This is a genomic window from Noviherbaspirillum massiliense JC206 (genome assembly GCF_000312045.1).
Classification (GTDB): Bacteria; Pseudomonadota; Gammaproteobacteria; order Burkholderiales; family Burkholderiaceae_D; genus Noviherbaspirillum; species Noviherbaspirillum massiliense.
The window spans coordinates 2,759,532-2,778,125 of the sequence record NZ_HE978634.1 but is presented as its reverse complement, the minus strand read 5'-3'; the positions used below and the strand labels follow the sequence as shown (position 1 = coordinate 2,778,125).

Annotated in this window: 16 protein-coding genes and 1 pseudogene; 10 read left to right on the top strand and 7 right to left on the bottom strand. The window is 59.9% G+C overall.

The annotated features are described in order from the left end of the window. Positions 1-15: 15 nt before the first annotated feature. On the top strand, positions 16-3,630 hold the full coding sequence (locus tag HGHM_RS13565; RefSeq protein ID WP_019142084.1) for an indolepyruvate ferredoxin oxidoreductase family protein: 3,615 nt from the start codon (positions 16-18) through the stop codon (positions 3,628-3,630). A gap of 81 nt (positions 3,631-3,711) precedes the next feature. Continuing rightward, the gene (locus HGHM_RS13560) at positions 3,712-4,479 is read left to right on the top strand and encodes a DUF72 domain-containing protein (RefSeq protein WP_019142083.1); all 768 of its coding nucleotides are present in this window, start codon (positions 3,712-3,714) and stop codon (positions 4,477-4,479) included. Between the two features lie 30 nt (positions 4,480-4,509). Here HGHM_RS13560 and queC read toward each other — a convergent pair whose 3' ends face one another. The 3 genes from queC to HGHM_RS13545 are packed head-to-tail and all read right to left on the bottom strand — an operon-like array spanning position 4,510 to position 7,156. Beyond that, entirely contained in the window at positions 4,510-5,223 is a 714-nt protein-coding gene (gene queC, locus HGHM_RS13555) for a 7-cyano-7-deazaguanine synthase QueC (protein ID WP_019142082.1), read from the bottom strand. 48 nt (positions 5,224-5,271) lie between these two features. Then, positions 5,272-6,033: a DUF3108 domain-containing protein gene (locus HGHM_RS13550; protein ID WP_019142081.1), complete on the bottom strand. Its 762-nt coding sequence runs from the start codon at positions 6,031-6,033 to the stop codon at positions 5,272-5,274. A gap of 19 nt (positions 6,034-6,052) precedes the next feature. Beyond that, a complete protein-coding gene (locus HGHM_RS13545) occupies positions 6,053-7,156 on the bottom strand; it encodes a DUF3108 domain-containing protein (protein ID WP_161603783.1) in 1,104 nt (367 codons plus the stop codon). Between the two features lie 192 nt (positions 7,157-7,348). On the opposite strand from HGHM_RS13545, the gene HGHM_RS13540 reads away from it, so the two are divergent. From HGHM_RS13540 to HGHM_RS13515, 5 genes are all read left to right on the top strand, one after another. Next, complete coding sequence (locus HGHM_RS13540) at positions 7,349-7,972, top strand: PhaM family polyhydroxyalkanoate granule multifunctional regulatory protein (RefSeq protein ID WP_026076022.1); 624 nt, start codon at positions 7,349-7,351, stop codon at positions 7,970-7,972. 465 nt (positions 7,973-8,437) lie between these two features. After that, the gene (locus tag HGHM_RS13530; protein ID WP_019142077.1) at positions 8,438-9,580 is read left to right on the top strand and encodes a type IV pilus twitching motility protein PilT; all 1,143 of its coding nucleotides are present in this window, start codon (positions 8,438-8,440) and stop codon (positions 9,578-9,580) included. 279 nt (positions 9,581-9,859) lie between these two features. Next, positions 9,860-10,708 carry a ferritin family protein gene (locus HGHM_RS13525; protein ID WP_026076021.1) on the top strand — a complete coding sequence of 283 codons (849 nt, stop codon included), beginning with the start codon at positions 9,860-9,862 and terminating at the stop codon, positions 10,706-10,708. A 52-nt stretch (positions 10,709-10,760) separates the two neighbouring features. Next, positions 10,761-11,246, top strand: coding sequence for a D-glycero-beta-D-manno-heptose 1-phosphate adenylyltransferase (gene rfaE2, locus HGHM_RS13520; RefSeq protein ID WP_019142075.1), 486 nt, complete (start codon positions 10,761-10,763; stop codon positions 11,244-11,246). Further along, positions 11,243-12,250: an asparaginase gene (locus tag HGHM_RS13515; protein WP_019142074.1), complete on the top strand. Its 1,008-nt coding sequence runs from the start codon at positions 11,243-11,245 to the stop codon at positions 12,248-12,250. The genes rfaE2 and HGHM_RS13515 overlap by 4 nt, the downstream gene beginning before the upstream one ends. Positions 12,251-12,384: 134 nt before the next feature. Here the strand turns inward: HGHM_RS13515 and HGHM_RS13510 are convergent, their stop codons facing one another. From HGHM_RS13510 to HGHM_RS23730, 4 genes and pseudogenes are all read right to left on the bottom strand, one after another. After that, positions 12,385-12,900, bottom strand: a complete 516-nt coding sequence (locus tag HGHM_RS13510; protein ID WP_019142073.1) for a copper chaperone PCu(A)C — start codon at positions 12,898-12,900, stop codon at positions 12,385-12,387. Positions 12,901-12,941: 41 nt separating this feature from the next. Next, on the bottom strand, positions 12,942-13,412 hold the full coding sequence (trmL, locus tag HGHM_RS13505; RefSeq protein WP_026076020.1) for a tRNA (uridine(34)/cytosine(34)/5-carboxymethylaminomethyluridine(34)-2'-O)-methyltransferase TrmL: 471 nt from the start codon (positions 13,410-13,412) through the stop codon (positions 12,942-12,944). Positions 13,413-13,424: 12 nt separating this feature from the next. Continuing rightward, positions 13,425-13,973 (bottom strand): ComF family protein, encoded by a 549-nt coding sequence (locus tag HGHM_RS13500; protein ID WP_019142071.1) that lies wholly within the window; start codon positions 13,971-13,973, stop codon positions 13,425-13,427. Between the two features lie 39 nt (positions 13,974-14,012). Then, a pseudogene (locus tag HGHM_RS23730) lies at positions 14,013-14,063 on the bottom strand (hypothetical protein); the annotation flags it as partial. 220 nt (positions 14,064-14,283) lie between these two features. On the opposite strand from HGHM_RS23730, the gene HGHM_RS13495 reads away from it, so the two are divergent. The 3 genes from HGHM_RS13495 (at position 14,284) to ctaD (ending at position 18,576) form a co-directional block, all read left to right on the top strand. After that, on the top strand, positions 14,284-15,177 hold the full coding sequence (locus HGHM_RS13495; RefSeq protein WP_019142070.1) for a methyltransferase domain-containing protein: 894 nt from the start codon (positions 14,284-14,286) through the stop codon (positions 15,175-15,177). A 626-nt stretch (positions 15,178-15,803) separates the two neighbouring features. Further along, positions 15,804-16,961 (top strand): cytochrome c oxidase subunit II, encoded by a 1,158-nt coding sequence (gene coxB / locus HGHM_RS13485; RefSeq protein WP_026076017.1) that lies wholly within the window; start codon positions 15,804-15,806, stop codon positions 16,959-16,961. Between the two features lie 19 nt (positions 16,962-16,980). Continuing rightward, entirely contained in the window at positions 16,981-18,576 is a 1,596-nt protein-coding gene (ctaD, locus tag HGHM_RS13480) for a cytochrome c oxidase subunit I (RefSeq protein ID WP_019142067.1), read from the top strand. Positions 18,577-18,594 lie beyond the last annotated feature (18 nt).

Genomic DNA, 18,594 nt, shown 5'->3' with positions numbered 1-18,594 from the left:
TGGCCCGGAGACACCATGAATGCACCCCTCACGCCTGCGCAGCATCAACTGCTGGGCGACATTTCCCTCGACGACAAATTCACGCTGGAGCGCGGACGCGCTTTCCTGACCGGCACCCAGGCCTTCATCCGCCTTGCCATGCTCCAAAGGCAGCGCGACTTCAAGGCCGGCCTCAACACTGCGGGTTTCATCACCGGCTATCGCGGTTCGCCTCTGGGCAATGTCGACATGACTGCGCTGAAGGCGAAAAAGTATCTTGATGCGCATCAGGTCAAGTTTCATCCGGGCATGAATGAAGACCTGGCAGCGACCAGTGTCTGGGGCACGCAGCAGGTCAACATGTTTCCGGGCGCGCAATACGATGGTGTCTTCGGCATGTGGTATGGCAAGGGGCCGGGCGTCGACCGCTGCGGCGACGTCTTCAAGCATGCCAACATGGCCGGAACTTCCCCGCATGGCGGCGTGCTGGTACTCGCCGGCGACGATCATGCCGCAAAGTCTTCCACGACTGCGCACCAGAGCGAGCATATCCTGAAAGCCTGCGGCATCCCGGTGCTGTATCCCTCTTCGGTGCAGGAATATCTCGACTACGGGTTGCACGGCTGGGCGATGAGCCGCTACACCGGTCTCTGGGTCGCGATGAAGTGCGTGACCGACATCGTCGAATCCGGCGCCTCGGTCGAAATCGATCCCGATCGGGTACAGGTTGTTTTGCCCACCGACTTCATGCTGCCGCCCGGCGGCCTGAACATCCGCTGGCCGGACGCGGTGCTGGAGCAGGAAGCGCGGATGAACCATTACAAGTGGTATGCCGCGCTGGCCTATGCACGCGCCAACAGGCTGAACCAGATCATCTGGGACAGCCCCCGTGCCCGCATCGGCATTATCACCGCCGGCAAGTCCTATCTCGACACGCGCCAGGCGCTGGCCGACCTCGGCATCGATGAAGCGGTGGCAAAGGACATCGGCATCCGCCTGTACAAGATCGGCATGACCTGGCCGCTCGAAGCGGAAGGCGTGCGCCAGTTCGCGCAAGGGCTGGAGGAAATCATCGTGGTCGAGGAAAAGCGCCAGATCCTCGAATACCAGCTCAAGGAAGAGCTGTACAACTGGCGCGACGATGTGCGCCCCCGCGTGGTCGGCAAGTTCGACGATACCGGCGAGTGGAGCAATCCGCATCATGAAGGGCATGGCCACTGGCTGCTGCCGGCGACCTACGAATTGAATCCGGCGCAGATCGCGCGCGCCATCGCCGCCCGCATCAGCAAGTATTTCGCCGGGCATCCGATCGAGCAGCGGGTGAAGGAACGCATCGCCTACCTGGAAGCGAAGGAAGCGGTGCTCAAGGCCGGCAGCGCCAAGCCGGACCCGGAGAAGGACCGCATTCCGCATTTCTGCTCGGGCTGCCCGCACAATACGTCCACCAAGGTACCCGAAGGCAGTCGTGCGCTGGCCGGCATCGGCTGCCATTACATGGTGCTGTGGATGGATCGCAATACCTCGACCTTCACCCATATGGGCGCGGAAGGCGTGACCTGGATCGGCCATGCGCCTTTCACCAGCGAGCAGCATGTGTTCGCCAATCTGGGCGACGGGACGTATTTCCATTCCGGTTTGCTCGCGATCCGCGCCGCCGTTGCTGCCAAGGTCAACATGACCTACAAGATCCTGTACAACGATGCGGTGGCGATGACCGGCGGCCAGCATGTGGACGGCCCGCTCGATCCGGCGATGATCTCGCGCCAGATTGCTGCCGAAGGCGTCGCTCCCATCGTGGTCGTCACCGACGAGCCGGAGAAGTATCCCGCTGGCGTGAACTGGGCACAGGGGGTGACGATCCGCCATCGCGATGAACTCGACGCCGTGCAGCGCGAGCTGCGCGACGTCAAGGGCGTCTCTGCCATCATCTATGACCAGACCTGTGCTTCCGAAAAGCGGCGCCGCAGGAAAAGAATGAAAGACGGGCGCCCTGAATACCCCGACCCCGCCAAGCGGGTAGTCATCAATGAAGCCGTTTGCGAAGGCTGCGGCGATTGCAGCGTGCAATCCAACTGCCTGTCGGTCGAGCCACTGGAGACTGAATTCGGCCGCAAGCGCCAGATCAACCAATCATCGTGCAACAAGGATTTCTCCTGCGTCAAAGGCTTCTGCCCGAGCTTCGTCACGGTCGAAGGCGGGCAGTTGAAGAAGCCGAAGAAGGCGACGGCGGACAAGGATGACAGCGCGAAGGCTCTGCCTATCTGGGAAGGGCGCAGTCTGCCGCAGCCGGTCCTGCCGACCACGGCACAGCCGTTCGGCATCCTGGTCACCGGCATCGGCGGCACCGGCGTCATCACCGTCGGCCAGATCCTCGCCATGGCGGCCCACGTGGAAGGCAAGGGTTGCTCGGTGCTCGACATGAGCGGCCTGGCGCAGAAGGGCGGCCCCGTGATGTCGCATGTGCGGCTGGCGGACCGTCCGGAGGATATTCATTCGACCCGCGTCGGCACCGGTGCCGCGGACCTCGTGATCGGCTGCGACGTGATCGTGACTGCCAGCCGCGATGCGGTTTCGCGCATGGGCGAAGGCCGCACGCATGCAGCGCTCAACACCACCGGCGCACCCACGGCCGCCTTCGTCCGCAACCCTGACTGGCAATACCCGGGAACAGCAGCGGAAGGCGAGATCCGCCATGCCTGCGGCGAGGGCAATGCGGATTTCGTCGATGCCGGCAGGATCGCGACTGCCCTGATGGGCGACAGCATCGCGACCAACATGTTCATGCTGGGCTACGTCTGGCAGAAGGGTTGGGTGCCGTTGTCGGAAGCGGCGATCATGAAGGCCATCGAGCTGAATGCCGTTTCCGTCGAATTCAACAAGCAGGCTTTCCAGTGGGGACGCAGCGCCGCGCATGACTGGGCGGCTGTGGTACGACTGGCAAAGCTGAACGACAGCGCCGGGCAAGTCATCGAGTTCCAGCGCGCGCCTTCTCTGGACGAGCTGATTTCACGGCGGGTCGCGTTCCTGACGGATTACCAGAACGCTGCTTACGCAGAGCAGTACCGCAGCTTTGTCGAAAAGGTGCGCGCCGCGGAAGCTGCGGTACTGGGTGCCCAGAAGCGGCCGCGCCTGACCGAAGCCGTGGCCCGCTATTACTTCAAGCTCATGGCGTACAAGGACGAGTATGAAGTGGCGCGCCTGTATGCCAATCGTGCCTTTGCAGACAAGATCGACGGCATGTTCGAAGGCGACTACAAGCTGAAGTTCCATCTGGCTCCGCCCCTGTTCGCTAAGCGCGATGCGCAAGGCCATCTCATCAAGCAGGAATTCGGTCCCTGGACGATGAAAGCCTTTGGCATCCTGGCGAAGCTGCGCTTCCTCCGCGGTACGCCGATGGATATCTTTGGCCATTCCGAAGAGCGCAGGACGGAACGAGAACTGATCCGCCAGTATCGGGACATGGTGGAAAGCCTGCTGCCGAAGCTGAACAGCGACAACCTGGCGAAGGCGGTGGAGCTGGCCAGCATACCGGAAGAGATTCGCGGCTTCGGGCACATCAAGGAAAGAAACCTGAAGGCGGCGAAGGAAAAGGAAGCCCGGCTGCTCGGCGATTTCCATGCGTCGGATGCGACAACCCGCCATGCGGCATAGCGAAGGACCGGCATGTCCTGCGACAGGATGGAGGGATAACGGCACCTCCAACCTGTCAGTTCATCCAGCCGCAGTGCGCGCATGACGCTCGACCTGTTCGCTGCAGGAGACGAGAAAGATGCCAGTCCCGGGCCGATTCTCATCGGTTGCGCCGGCTGGAGCGTTCCAGGTGCCGCCAGCGAGCATTTTCCAAGGCAAGGCAGCCACCTCGAACGCTATGCCGCGGTCTTTCCGGCAGTCGAAATCAACACTTCGTTCTATCGTCCGCACCGACCAGCCAGTTATGCGCGCTGGCGGGAGAGCGTACCGAGTGCATTCCGCTTTTCGGTGAAGATGCCGCGCACCATCACGCATCAGCTTCGCCTGCGCAACGCTGAGAATGAGCTGACGCGCTTTCTCGATGAAGTGGGCCACCTCGAAGAAAAGTTGGGCTGCCTGCTGGTGCAACTGCCGCCAAGCCTGCGCTATGAAGCCACAGCGGCGGAACCATTTTTCGATCAGCTGCGCGCGCTGACGCAGGTGCCGGTCGTGTGCGAGGCTCGCCATGCTACGTGGTTTGCGCCGCAGGCTGCGGCCATGCTGGCGCAGCATGGAATCGCTTATGTCATGGCCGATCCGCCCATCGTTCCCCTGCTGCCCGAGGCGGACAGGGAAACCGTCTATGTGCGCCTGCACGGATCGCCGCGGATGTATTACTCGGCCTATTCGGAGGAATACCTGGAAAGGCAGGCGGCCGAGCTCGACACGCATGCGCGCCTCGGTCGTCGCGTCTGGTGCATCTTCGATAACACCGCAGAAGGTGCGGCGGTGCCGAATGCCTTGTCGGTGCTGGCGCGGGTAGCGAAGTAGCGCAAGACGCTGGCCAGGCCCGGCGCTGAATCAAGGCATTGCTTTGGCGTTCACGAATTCCCGGTATCCTTTCGCACGCAACTCGCAGGCCGGGCAATGCCCGCAGCCATATCCCCATTCATGCAGCGTGCCACGTTCGCCGAGATAGCAGGTATGCGTATCTTCGCGGATCACATCGACCAGCGCCTGGCCGCCGACCTCTTGCGCAAGCCACCACGTGGCTGCCTTGTCGATCCACATCAGCGGCGTTTCGATTTTCAGCCGGGTTGCCATGCCGAGGTTGAGCGCGACCTGCAGCGCTTTCATGGTGTCGTCGCGGCAGTCGGGATAACCCGAAAAATCCGTTTCGCACATGCCGCCCACCAGTACATCGAGTCCACGCCGGTAGGCCACGGTCGCGGCCACCGTCATGAACAGCAGATTGCGTCCGGGTACGAAGGTATTCGGCAAGCCGTTTGCCTGCATGCTGATGGCGGCTTCGCTGGTAAGCGCGGTATTGGAAATCTTTCCGATCAGGGAAAGGTCGATCATGTGGTCTTCGCCCAGGCGCTCGCGCCACTGCGGCGACAACGCGCGCAAGTGCTCCAGCACTGTCGGGCGCACCTTCAGTTCAACCGTGTGCCGCTGGCCGTAATCGAAGCCGATGGTTTCGACTTGCGGGTAACGCGACAAGGCCCAGGCGAGGCAGGTGGTTGAATCCTGCCCGCCGCTGAAGAGCACCAGTGCGCGGTTCGAAAAATTCATGGGGTCCTTGCGAATGTAAAAAAGTTGATCAGGCCTGCCACAGGCCGTTCATGAAGCCTTGCGGTTCACGTTCTCGAGTGTCTGTTCGATGAATTCGTCATCGGCATCGGTAAAGCGCAGGCGCACCGGATACCAGTCCAGCGATGGCGCGAGCCAGATATCCAGCTTCTGCGACTGGGAGTCGGGCGGCGGCGCCCGCAGGATGTGAACCGCATCGAGCGTGCCGACGCCCGTCTTGATCTTTTCCTGATTGACGACCTTGAAGGTCCAGGGTTCGGCATCGCGCCGTCCCGCAACGAAAAACTTCCATTCCGAATTCGGCTTCATCCTGGCGGGCGCGGCGCGCGCGATGGACACCAGTTGCCAGACCACGCTGCTGCGGTCCTGCTCGCCGCCCTTGATCGGGTACGTCTGTGCCGACTCGGTAAAGCTGATGGTCTTGGTCGTGCGGTCGAATGAGGTGGTGGTCGGATGCTTGCGGAAGCGCTTTTCGGTGAAACTGAGCGGCGCCAGGCCATATTGATCGATGAGGCCGTGGCTGCTGGTTTCGAGGATTTTCCCGACCAGCATGGCGCGGGCCTCGGTGTTGACGGAAAACTCGTCGCCGGAAGCCGTCCAGCGCACGATCGCCTGCCCCTGCGCGGCGATGCCGCCCTGATGGGCCTTGATGCTATAGGTCAGGTCGGCGGAGGGCGGCACGTTGAATTTCTGCCGGGGAGCCGAGCGATTCGCGCCAAGAGCGGCGGTCGCCAGGATCAGGGAGCATGCGATCGAAGTAGCGAATGCTGAGGTGATGCGGAGCTTGGGCATTGTTTATCCGTTGGAATGCTTATTGGGCGCTGACCAGCTTGGACAGCAGGAGTTCGAGATAGTCCCCATTGGTTTCGGTATAGCGCAGTTTCACCGGATACCATTCCTGTTGCGGCGCAAGCCAGATATCGACCTTCTGTTCGTAGGATCCGGGGCGCGGCACGCGCAGCACATGCCAGGCCAGGAAATTGCCCAGCCCGGTTTCGATTTCTTCCTCGCCGATCACGCGGAATTGCCACACTTCGCCATCACGCGCACCGGCGACGAAGAAGTCGAATTGCGCATCCGGGAAAAATTTTCCGGCGTCGCCGCGGCCGATGCTGGCAAGCTGCCAGATCACGCTGCTGCGGTCCTGTTCGCCGCCTGCGCGCGGATAGGACAGGGTCGACGCGGAAAAGCTGATGGTGTTGCGTTCCCGATGGAAATGCGTATTCGTCTCGGCCTTGCGAAAACGCTTCTCGCTGTACAGCTCCGGGGCCACGCCGAAGCTGTCGATCTCGCCTTCGCTTTTGAAATTGAGCAGCGTAAGAAACAGGACGCGGGCTTCACCGCGGACGGAATAATGCCGGCCATCCGTTTCCCATTTGATTTCGCCGCTGCCGCCGTAAATGTATTCACCCTTGCGCAAGGCGCTGGCCTTGAAATCCAGTGTTGCGGAAGGCGGCGGATCGGTTCTGTAAGCTGTGACCGCTTCCGGTACTGGTTCGGCCGCCGGTGCCGAAGCCTGGTCCGGCTCGGATGCGGCTGCACTTGGAAGCGTGGCGTCGTCCTCGATGGCGGGCTCCGGTGCGGGCACTTCCAGGCCGGCGGGCTCGGGCACCGCGGCGCTGGCGGCTGGTGGTGGCAACGGGGGCGGGACACGCTTGCGCGGACGCGGCCTGGCTTTTTTCTTTGGTGGCGGAGGCGGTGGCTCGGCCGGCGCCATTGTCGCCGCTTCCTGTGCCGGCGGTATGCGCAGCGTGGCGGTAACGACATTGGGCGTGCTGGTTTGGAATGAGGGCAGGCCGATCCGGCCATTGGCCCATCCGAACACCAGAAGATGCAGCAGGACCGATGCGACCAGCAGCGCGAACCAGCGCCCGAACATCAGTGGGCGGTCGCGTCGCGCTCGGGAATCTGGCACAGGAATCGTCATGGCGTAAGTGTAGCAACCTATGCCTCGGAGAGGCTTGGACGGCGAAAGTTTAGACGCCGCAATCTGGTGGCATTGATCTATCTCGCGCTTATCCGAGATTCTGGAGTCTTTGCCATGTTGTCCATCCTGCTTATCTGCTACGCTGAATGCAGATTCATGCGACAGGCTCAGGAGGATGCGATGGTCAAACCGAATGTTTCAGGCACGCCGGGGGCAGGCCCGATGGGCGATACCCTGGAATTCATGAAAAATCTGTGGGGCGGCATGGGTGTGCCGGGGATGATGCCGCCCGGGACGAATCCTGCGGGCATGAGCATGCCCCAGATGGCCATGCCGACTTTGTCGGTCGAGGAGATCAACAAGAGGATCTCCGAGCTGAGGGCGGTGGAGTCCTGGATTACGCTGAACATGAACATGCTGCGCGCGACCATTCAGGCACTGGAAGTGCAGAGTGCGACAATCTCGGCCCTGCAGTCGATGGGAGAAAGCCTTAACGCTGCGATGACAGGCGCCAGCGGGCAAGCCGCTGAAACGAAAGCCCAGGATGCGCCGGCTCCCGATGGCCAATCCTCCGCTGGACCCGAATCCGGCAGCCAGCCCCGGGTCGATGCGGCCGCATTTACCGCACCGCTGGCCAATGCCACTGCCTGGTGGAACATGCTTCAGGACCAGTTCAAGCAGGCGGTGAATCAGGCCATGGCCCAAGCGCAGACACAGGCGGGCATGGACGGTTCTTCGGCCAGTCAGTCCGACCAGGCCGCACAGGGCGATGCGGCACCCAAGCGCAAATCACCAAAGCACTGAAATCCATTTCCCGGCACCGGCCTGCTGCGGCGTGCGTGATCGCACAATGCAGGCCGGCTGAAGTTTATTTCCTTCCTGCGTTTTTCCGTTTGCGTTGATTGTCCCAAACGCAACGTCACGGCATTGCCAAGCTTGTACCTGTCCAGACTCGCGATATACACTGCATGACGTTTCTTGACGTCATTTTTTGCTGTATTTTTGTACAGCGATTGGATAAGATCGCTAGGAGATAAAGAGCCAAGGGGGCCTTTTGGACGTGTTGATCAAGCTCATTAGTCTAGTAATGGGTTTCTACCTCATTCGTGGTGCACTTGGTCGCGCAGGAGACGGAGATTTGAAGAAGTTCATCGCTTTGACCGGTGTACTACTTTTGATCGTTGCCGTTCGCCTTACTTTTAAAGGTTAGGCCTCTTCTGAAGCAATATGTGCTCCGACCGGCACTCATAGAAGCACAAGGGAACACCGATGGAAGATCAAAAATACTCTCTGATTGAAACACTCACCTTTGCCGAGACTGCCGGCCTGCCGACTTCGGGAACCCTGGTAGAGCAGATTGTTCATCTGCTCAATTCCAACATGGTGTTCAGCGACATCATCATCCACCAGAACAGCCCGATCATGCTGCGCCAGCCCAAGCGCCTGGTTGCGGTGTCGGACACGCCGATCACGGAAGCGGAGCTGGAAGAGTTTTTCGAGGTGATCGAGCCGGACTGGGCAGAAAAGATCAAGGACCGGGCATTCGACCGCTCCAAGGACTTGTTCAGCGCGCGCATCCGGGCCAACTGCTTTTCCTTTCAGGGCAAGAAGCGCCTGGGTTGCGTGATTCGTCGTTTCCCCACGGAGCCGATGCCGCTGGCCGAGATTGGTCTGCGCCCCTCAGGCCAGGCATTTGCAAAGCTGCACAGCGGCCTGGTTCTCATCATCGGTGATACCTGCCAGGGCAAGTCGACCACGATTGCCTCCCTGCTGGACGAGATCAACAAAAGCCGCTCCGGACACATCATCACGATCGAGGATCCGGTGGAAACCCTGATCCCGCAGCGCAAGTCCATCATTACGCAACGCGAAGTCGGCGCTGATGGCGACGTGGAAAGCTATTACCTCGGTGCGCTCGACGCCTTGCGCGAGCGGCCGGACGTCATCCTGATCGGCGAGATCAGGGATGCCCAGACGGCGCAGGAAGCGCTGGCACTGGCCGAATCCGGGCCGCTGGTATTTGCCACCCTGCATGCACGATCCACCGAATTCGGGCTGCAGAAGCTGCTGCGGCTGCTGGGCAACGGCGATGCCCAGTCGCAGGCCTTGTCCAACTGCCTGCGCGGCGTGATCTGCCAGGCTTTGTTGCCTTCGCTCAAGGGGGACAGCTTTCATCTGGCAAGCGAGTGCATGACCACCAATCCGGAGGTGATGCAATTGATCGGCAGCCGCAACATTGCCGGCATTCGCCCCCTGCTGGACAAGCTGAGCCAAGTTGCCGGTTCGGGGTGCCACACCATGAACGACGACCTGAAGCTGCTGATCCAGGCAAAGAAAATCAGCCTGGACGACGCGCGCCGGGCCACTACCGACCGCATGAAGTTCGAAGGCATGTTTCGGCAGGCTGCATAATCGCATCACACATCAGCGGCCCGTTCCCGCTGGCCGTCGATTCTGAAGGTCTTGGCGCCGGTCGGCAGAGGCGTCAAGTCTGATCCCGCTCATCTCATGGATGTGCAAGCCCATCAATAATCCTGCCGGTGGATGGCCGACGGTCAAGGCACTTAGCCCAAGGACGATTGTCATAGCCACAAGAACGGGCTGTCCGCCGGACGATTTGCTGCCAGGAAACTCCGCGTGCCGTCTGCCCTTGGTAGAATCGAATACTTAACTCAATTTTTAAGGTGTGGAATGCTGTACCCAGAATTATTCAAGTCACTCGAGCAGGTTCGATGGAACATGGAAAAAGACATTCCATGGGACAAATTCGACGCATCCCAACTTACCGACGAGCAGGCACAAACCATTCGCATGAATGCAATCACCGAATGGTCAGCCTTGCCGGCAACAGAGATGTTCCTGCGTGACAATCGTGGGGACAGCGATTTTTGCGCCTTCATGTCCGTTTGGTTTTTTGAGGAACAGAAGCATTCCCTGGTGCTGATGGAATACTTGCGCCGTTTCCGCCCGGATCTCGTGCCTACGGAGCAGGAACTGCAAAACGTGCGTTTTGAATTCGACCCGGCACCGCCGCTGGAAACCCTGATGCTGCACTTCTGCGGCGAGATCCGCCTGAATCACTGGTACCGCTGCGCCGCCGACTGGCATACCGAACCAGTCATCAAGCAGATTTACAAGATCATCAGCCAGGACGAAGCCCGCCATGGCGGTGCCTACCTGCGCTACATGAAAAAGGCATTGAATGACGTCGGCGACTCGGCACGCGCGGCCTTCGCCAAGATCGGCGTGCTGATGGCTTCGGCCCGCCGCACCGAAAAGCCTTTGCATCCGACGAATCTCCACGTCAATCAATCTCTGTTCCCGAACGATACCGTGCAAAGCCGCCTGCCGGATCCCAACTGGCTGGAACGCTGGCTTGACCGGCAGATCAAGTTCGACAGCGACTGGGAAAAGAAAGTGGTCGACCGCATCCTGCACAATCTGTCGCTGCTGTTCGATCGCACTTTCAACTCGGTGCAAGACCTGAACCGCTATCGCAAGGAAATCACTTCGCGCCTGCCGCAGTTGCAATCGGCCTGATGCAGTAAACCACCAGCCTTCGGAAGCCGCAGACTTGCGGCTTTTTTATTCCATGCCCGACTTTGAAAAAAAAATCTGTTCCCGCGCCGAGCTGCCTGCGCGCGTCGCTGAACTGCCCAAGCCGGTGGTGCTGACCAATGGCGTATTCGATATCCTGCATCGCGGGCATGTGACCTATCTCGCACAGGCCCGCGAGCTCGGGGCAGCGCTAGTGGTCGCGGTCAACACCGATGCCTCCGTCAGACGCCTGGGCAAGGGCGATGACCGGCCGGTCAACACCTGCGAAGACCGCATGGCGATTCTTGCGGCGCTGGAATCGGTGGCGCTGGTAGTGCCTTTCGATGAAGACACGGCGCTGGAAGTGGTGCAGGCGGCGCGGCCGGATGTGTATGTGAAGGGCGGCGATTACGACATGGCGACCATCCCGGAGGGGAAAGCGGTGCTGGCCTATGGCGGGCGTGCGGTCGCGATCGATTTCGAACACGACCGATCCACCACCAAGCTCCTGTCGAAGGTACGAAAAGGCACAAGCGGATGAGCCTTGCTCCACTGGCCGAAGTCACGCGCGGCAACCAGGTCGAATCCATTCATTTCGGATCGGTCGCCGTGGTCAATACTCGCGGCGAGTTGCTGTATCAGGCGGGCGATCCGCACTTTCCGACATTCACCCGTTCCACCATCAAACCCTTCCAGGCTCTGCCATTTCTGCAGTCGGGCGGCGCGGCGCGATTCGGCTATGGCTCGCGGGAAATCGCGCTGATGTGCGCCAGCCATTCGGGCGAACCGATGCATGTCGAGACCGTGCAGGGGATGCTGCACAAGGCGGGCTGCGACGAGCATCACCTGCGCTGCGGCTGCCACCTGCCCCTGCAGTATTCCATCCCCGACAGGCAGCCACCGGCGGGGGCCAGTTTCAACCAGCTATACAACAATTGCAGCGGCAAGCACGCGGGTTTTCTCGCCTATTGCGTGCAGCATGGCCTGGATCTCGGCACTTATCTGCATCCGGACCATCCTCTGCAACAGGTAATCAGGACGAGGCTCGCCGATCTCGCTCGTATCCCGGAATCCACCATGCAGGCTGGCACCGATGGCTGCTCGGCACCGAATTACGCGATGCCGCTGTCGCGCCTGGCGTTTTGCTATGCGAGGCTGGCGCAGGGCGAGCGGGATGGGGAATATGGCGATGTGCTGGGCACCTTGTTCCAGGCGATGACTTCGCATCCGGAACTCGTCTCCGGAACCGGCCGCAGCGATCTCGCCTTCATGCAAGCTGCGCCCGGCGACTGGGTCGCCAAAATCGGCGCCGAAGGTGTGCAAGTGATTGGCATCCGCTCGGCCGGACTGGGCATTGCCTTGAAGGTGGCCGACGGCAACAGCCGCGCCTTGTATCCTGCAACTGTCTCGGTGTTGCAGCAGCTCGGCCTGATTCCGCACTCTGCCGTGCCGGTGCCTACACCCTGGATGCGGCCGCAATTGAAGAATGCGATGGGATTGCTGACTGGAGAAATCCGCGCCACGGTAAGCCTGGTCAAGGCCTAGGGCATGCAGCAAGAACGCGCCGGCGGCGATCTGCCGGACGCTCCAGGAATTTGAATGACGACGTATGGTTCGTACCGTGCGGCACGCATCGTCGAGCAGGCAAGTGAAATACGGCGGCTCGCCGCTTTGCCGGCTCAATGGCCGTGATGCATCCCTTGCTGCTGGCCTTGATTCGCGCCGGCTTCCTGCATGGTGGCAGCCCTTGCATCCTTGTCCTGCACCAGCACGGACACTTCGGTCTTGCCCGCCTTTTCAAAGTTCAGAGTGAGCGGCAGCTTGTCACCGGCTTTCAGCGGCTGCTTCAGCCCGAGCAGCATCAGGTGATAGCCCTGGCCCGGCTGCATCACTATTTTCTGGGACGGCGCAATCGCGACTTCTCCTGCTTCGCGCATCTTCATCAGGTTGCCCTCCATGGACATGGTGTGGATCTCCACTGCCCGGGCAGCGGGCGAGGCTGCGCCGATCAGCTTGTCGCCCGTCTTCCCCCGATTCTCGATACTCAGGTAAGCAGCGCCCGAAGTCTGCCCCGGCACGCTGGGGCGCGCAAACGGCTGGCCGATGTGCAGCTCCCCCAGCTGATAGTCGTGCGCGTGGGCAGTTGCAGTCGCGGCCAGCAGTGCACCAAGGGAGAGGAAGAATCGAAGTCGCATGATGGTCCTTTGAAGTCAGTTGAAAGAAGATGGGCAAGCGTTCAGCTGCCGCCTGCAAATCCGTTCTGGCGCCAGGCTTCGTACACCACTACCGCCACCGTATTGGACAGGTTGAGGCTGCGGTTACCCGGCCGCATGGGCAGGCGGATACGCTGCGTGGGGGCGAAGGATTCGCGCAGTTCCGGCGCCAGCCCCCTGGTTTCCGAGCCGAAGACGAAGAAATCGCCAGGCTGGAACACAGCCTCGGCGAACGGCGCCGAGCCATGCGTGGTCAGTGCAAACATCCGCAACCGGTCCGGGGCTTCGCTCGCGATGAAGGCATCCCAGTTGCTATGCACTTTCATGCGGGCGTATTCATGATAATCGAGTCCGGCCCGGCGCATCTTTGCATCGTCAAGAGGAAACCCGAGCGGTTCGACGAGATGCAATTGTGCGCCGGTATTGGCGCACAAGCGAATGATGTTGCCGGTGTTCGGCGGAATCTCGGGTTCAACCAGCACTACATGAAACAAGTTCTGCTCCTTTTACTTTTGCAAGGCACGCGCGAATACGAGGTTGGTGACGCGCGTCGCGCCAAAGCGCTTGAGGGTCGCGGCCAGTTCGCCCAGCGTTTCGCCAGTGGTGATGACATCGTCGACCACGCCAATGTGCCGGCCGCGAACCCAGTCGATCGCATCGCCATGGACCATGAAGGCGTTGCGCATATTTTTACGTCGTTCATCCGGAGGCAGCAGCGACTGCGCCTGGGTCTCTCGTTGACGGAACACGAGGCGCGCATCGAGGCGGATGCCGAGCTCTCGTGATAGCGGCTTTCCGATTTCCAGTGACTGGTTGAAGCCGCGTTCCCGGAGTCGTTGCGCTCCCAGAGGTACCGCAGTCAATACTTCCGGCAGCGGAACTCCGGGACCGCGCTGCAGGGCGTGGCGCAACAAACTGGCGCATAGCGGTGCCAAGGCCAGCCGGTTGCCAAACTTCAAAGCCAGCACCAGATGATCCAGCGGCGGTACATAATCGGCGGCTACGACAGTCGCATCGAACGCCGGCGGATTCCTGAGACATTCTCCACATTTCACGGCAGTGCTGCCTGAGGCAAGTGGCGCCGCACATTGTCCACAGCGGGCAGGGAGGTGGCTGAAGAATTGCGCCCGGCAGTCGCTGCACATGGCCTCGCGACCATTGCTTCCGCATAATGCGCAGGACGACGGCAGGGCTGCATGCAGTCGAGTCAGGCTATGCTGGGACCAGTGGGACAAGCGCGAGAACATCGGACAATGAAATCCTCAACAGTGTAAACTGGCGAGCATTATCTCACTGCATTTCCCCGGTTTCTTCGTGCCTTCTTCCTCTTCCCCAGACAACGTTCCGCAAAGCGCACCGATCGACATGCAGCGAGTGCGCGAGCTGTTTGCCGTGCCGGCGAATACTGCCGAATCAAATTTCTTGCGCAGGGAAATCGCCGGACGCATGCATGAGCGCCTTGCCCTGATAAAAATCAATCCGAAGCAAGTACTGGATGCTGGTTGTGGTGAAGGATCGGACCTGTCGATACTGCAGGATAACTTTCCCGAAGCACAGGTAATCGGACTCGATGCTTCGCTGCCGATGCTGACAGCGGCGCGCGCAGCGCGGAACGCAGCCTCCTCATCAATGAACCGCCTTTTCGGCAAATGGCTGCCAGCCAAGCTGGGCGGAGGAAATGCCGGTAATGCCGGACTGATCTGTGGAGACTTCGCGCGCTTGCCGTTTGGGGTGAATGCCATAGACATGATCTGGTCCAACCTCGCATTGCATTGGCATCCGCAGCCGGACCGGGTATTTGAGGAATGGCGGCGCGTGCTGCGGGTGGATGGCCTCCTGATGTTTTCCTGCTTCGGTCCCGATACATTCAAAGAATTGCGCGAGGCTTTCGGCAGGGCTGATGCCGCTCCGCATACGTTACCCTTTGTCGACATGCATGATTTTGGCGACATGCTGGTCCATGCAGGTTTTTCGACCCCGGTGATGGACATGGAAACCATTACCGTTACCTACGAAACGGTCGCCAAACTGATGTCCGATGTGCGGGCATGGGGCGGTAATCCATTGGCAAACCGCCGAGCCGGGCTGTTCGGGCGCCATGGATGGAAGCAGGTTCTTGCCGATCTGGAAAGGCGGCGTCGTGACGATGGAACAATACCTTTGACATTTGAAATCATCTACGGCCATGCATTTCGTCCGGTGCCCAAAGTCACTTCGCGCGGCGAGGCCATTGTCCGACTCGACTTGCGCAGGAAATGACAACTTCCCGCAGCGCATTCATCACCGCAGCGAGCGCAATATCGAGGGAAGCCGCAATGATCAAAACATCAACCTCGGGTGAGGGAAGGCGTAGTTGCGAGGTCGTTGGAAGGTGTGTGTTTTAACGGTTGTTGCTATGTTTTTATGCTTGATAATAAAACCACTTCGGACTTATACTTCCCAAGTTTTGCGCGATGCTGGCATTGGTCGTTCAAGGCGTTCAGGCGAAGCAGTATGGCCGAGCTGGAGTGAATTTTTGGCCGGAATTCCTTGATCACTCCGCGGTAATTGATGTGCGTCTGCGCGGCCTTTTGCATGGTGTTCTTGGGTATCCGCTGTTTGCCTTCTTGTTTTGCGTCTACATGCGAGTGACCGGGAGCGCATTGTGCAGTTCGAGTGCTGTGAGCTGGAGAAGTTGATCCGGGCCGGGCAAGTCCGGCAGTACAGGCGGATACGTTCACGTTGCCTGTTTCGTCCAGCGGTTGAGCGGCCTTGAATCCCGCGACGCACGAGCGGAAGCCGGGCGGTATTGGGCGGAATGGAGAAGGCGGGCGCTGGTCCGCAACTTGCGGCGCGCTGATGTCGGGTAGCTAGACAGAATTCTAATTTGGGCTTTTGGGGAAACTATGAAACTTGCGAAGCGCCTTCAATCTTTGATAATCGGTGCGTCGCTCCTGGCGGCAGGCATGCCGTCCTGGGCGGTGGTCGATAGCCCGGGCGGGCCGGCAGTGCGCGAGCTGAACTTTCAGCCGCCAGTGACAAGAATTGCGGAAGAGATTTATTCGCTGCACAACCTGATGCTGGTGATCTGCCTGGCGATTTTCATCGCCGTCTTCGGCGTGATGTTCTATTCCATCGTCAAGCACCGCAAGTCGGTCGGGCACAGGCCGGCAACCTTCCATGAAAGCACCGCAGTCGAAATCGCCTGGACCATCATTCCGTTCCTGATCGTGATCGGAATGGCACTGCCCGCTACCAAGACGATGGTAGCGATGAAGGACACATCGAATGCCGATATCACCATCAAGGTTACCGGCATGCAGTGGAAGTGGGGCTATGATTACCTGAAGGGTGAGGGCGAGGGTATTTCCTTCCTGTCGGCCTTGTCCACGCCGCGCGACCAGATTGACGGTACGGCAGAAAAGAACGTCAATTACCTGATCGAGGTCGACAATCCCGTCGTCGTGCCGGTAAACAAGAAAATCCGTATCGTGACCACCGCCAATGACGTGATCCATTCCTGGACCATCCCGGCATTCGGCGTAAAGCAGGATGCGATCCCGGGCTTCGTGCGCGATGCTTGGTTCAAGGCTGAAAAAATCGGCACTTATCGCGGTAACTGCGTCGAGTTGTGTGGCAAGGACCATGCCTTCATGCCTATCGTGGTCAATGTCGTGTCCGAAGAGGATTACAAGAAGTGGGTCGACGGCAAGAAGAAGGAAATGGCTGCTCAGGCCGACGATCCCAACAAGACATGGACCATTGACGAGTTGAAGCAGCGCGGTGAAAAGGTTTATGCGGCAAACTGCGTCGCCTGCCATCAGGCAAACGGCAAAGGCGTGCCCGGTGCCTTCCCCGCGCTCGACGGTTCTCAGATCGTCAACGGCCCGAAAGCTGGGCAAATCAATATCGTGTTGAACGGCAAGGGCGGCATGCCGCCTTGGAAAGGAGTGTTGTCGGATACCGAGATCGCGTCCGTGATCACCTATACCCGGAACAACTGGTCCAACAAGGCTCAGGAAAACATTGTTCAACCGGCTGAAGTGCTGGCTGCGCGCAAGTAATTGAATTTAGGAGATTGATATGAGCACCACCGCAGTCGATCACGTACACGATCATTCTCATGACCACGCGCACGATCATCCGCACGGTTGGCAGCGCTGGCTGTTCGCGACCAACCACAAGGACATCGGCACCCTGTACCTGTGGTTTTCCTTCGCCATGCTGCTGTCTGGGGGCGTACTGGCATTGCTGATCCGTGCCGAACTGTTCCAGCCGGGCCTGCAACTGTTTCGCCCGGAATTTTTCAACCAGCTGACCACCATGCATGGCCTGGTCATGGTGTTCGGTGCGATCATGCCCGCCTTCGTCGGCTTCGCCAACTGGATGATTCCCTTGCAGATTGGTGCATCCGACATGGCTTTTGCCCGGATGAACAATTTCTCGTTCTGGCTGTTGCCTCCCGCAGCGCTGCTGCTGGTCGGCTCCTTCTTCGTGCCGGGTGGCGCGACGGCGGCTGGCTGGACCATGTATGCGCCGCTGTCGACACAGATGGGCATGGGCCATGACATGGCGATTTTTGCCGTCCACATCATGGGCGCGTCCTCGATCATGGGTTCGATCAACATCATCACCACGATCCTGAACATGCGCGCACCAGGCATGACTCTGATGAAGATGCCGATGTTCTGCTGGACCTGGCTGATCACCGCCTACCTGCTGATCGCCGTCATGCCCGTGCTGGCAGGAGCCATCACCATGACGCTGACTGACCGTCACTTCGGAACTTCCTTCTTCAATGCGGCCGGCGGCGGCGACCCGGTGATGTACCAGCATATCTTCTGGTTCTTCGGCCACCCCGAGGTCTACATCATGATCCTGCCGGCGTTCGGCATCATTTCGCAGATTGTGCCGGCGTTTTCCCGCAAGCCCCTGTTTGGCTATGCCTCGATGGTGTATGCGACCGCTTCGATCGCGATCCTGTCCTTCATCGTCTGGGCGCACCACATGTTCACGACCGGCATGCCCGTCACCGGCCAGCTGTTTTTCATGTATGCCACCATGCTGATTGCGGTGCCGACCGGCGTGAAGATCTTCAACTGGATCGCGACGATGTGGAAAGGCTCGCTGACCTTTGAAACCCCGATGCTGTTTGCGATCGGCTTCATCTTCGTGTTCACCATCGGCGGCTTTTCCGGCCTGATCCTGGCCGTCGCGCCGATCGATATCCAGATGCAGGATACCTACTACGTCGTGGCCCACTTCCACTATGTGCTGGTGGCCGGTTCGCTGTTCGCGCTGTTTGCGGGCTTCTACTACTGGGGACCGAAATGGACCGGCTTCATGTACAACGAGACCCGCGGCAAGATCCATTTCTGGGCATCGCTCATTTTCTTCAACATTACCTTCTTTCCCATGCACTTCCTGGGGTTGGCCGGCATGCCGCGCCGCTATGCCGACTACCCGGCGCAGTTCACCGACTTCAATCTGGTTGCCTCGGTCGGTGCGCTCGGCTTTGGGCTAGCACAGGTTTATTTCCTGTTCGCGGTGATTCTGCCTGCCATCAAAGGCGGTGAAAAAGCGGCGGCCAAGCCTTGGGAAGGCGCGGAAGGCCTGGAGTGGACCGTGCCAAGCCCGGCACCTTTCCACACGTTTGAAGTGCCGCCGACGGTGAAGTAACTAGAAGGCGGGCTGGGC

Excerpts from the sequence above, each read along its gene's own strand:
- ctaD (WP_019142067.1), top strand. The coding sequence starts at position 16,981 with ATGAGCACCACCGCAGTCGATCACGTACACGATCATTCTCATGACCAC.
- HGHM_RS13560 (WP_019142083.1), top strand. The coding sequence starts at position 3,712 with ATGACGCTCGACCTGTTCGCTGCAGGAGACGAGAAAGATGCCAGTCCC.
- rfaE2 (WP_019142075.1), top strand. The coding sequence starts at position 10,761 with ATGCCCGACTTTGAAAAAAAAATCTGTTCCCGCGCCGAGCTGCCTGCG.
- HGHM_RS13515 (WP_019142074.1), top strand. The coding sequence starts at position 11,243 with ATGAGCCTTGCTCCACTGGCCGAAGTCACGCGCGGCAACCAGGTCGAA.
- HGHM_RS13565 (WP_019142084.1), top strand. The coding sequence starts at position 16 with ATGAATGCACCCCTCACGCCTGCGCAGCATCAACTGCTGGGCGACATT.
- HGHM_RS13525 (WP_026076021.1), top strand. The coding sequence starts at position 9,860 with ATGCTGTACCCAGAATTATTCAAGTCACTCGAGCAGGTTCGATGGAAC.
- HGHM_RS13495 (WP_019142070.1), top strand. The coding sequence starts at position 14,284 with ATGCAGCGAGTGCGCGAGCTGTTTGCCGTGCCGGCGAATACTGCCGAA.
- coxB (WP_026076017.1), top strand. The coding sequence starts at position 15,804 with ATGAAACTTGCGAAGCGCCTTCAATCTTTGATAATCGGTGCGTCGCTC.
- HGHM_RS13530 (WP_019142077.1), top strand. The coding sequence starts at position 8,438 with ATGGAAGATCAAAAATACTCTCTGATTGAAACACTCACCTTTGCCGAG.
- HGHM_RS13550 (WP_019142081.1), bottom strand. The coding sequence starts at position 6,033 with ATGCCCAAGCTCCGCATCACCTCAGCATTCGCTACTTCGATCGCATGC.
- HGHM_RS13540 (WP_026076022.1), top strand. The coding sequence starts at position 7,349 with ATGGTCAAACCGAATGTTTCAGGCACGCCGGGGGCAGGCCCGATGGGC.
- queC (WP_019142082.1), bottom strand. The coding sequence starts at position 5,223 with ATGAATTTTTCGAACCGCGCACTGGTGCTCTTCAGCGGCGGGCAGGAT.
- HGHM_RS13510 (WP_019142073.1), bottom strand. The coding sequence starts at position 12,900 with ATGCGACTTCGATTCTTCCTCTCCCTTGGTGCACTGCTGGCCGCGACT.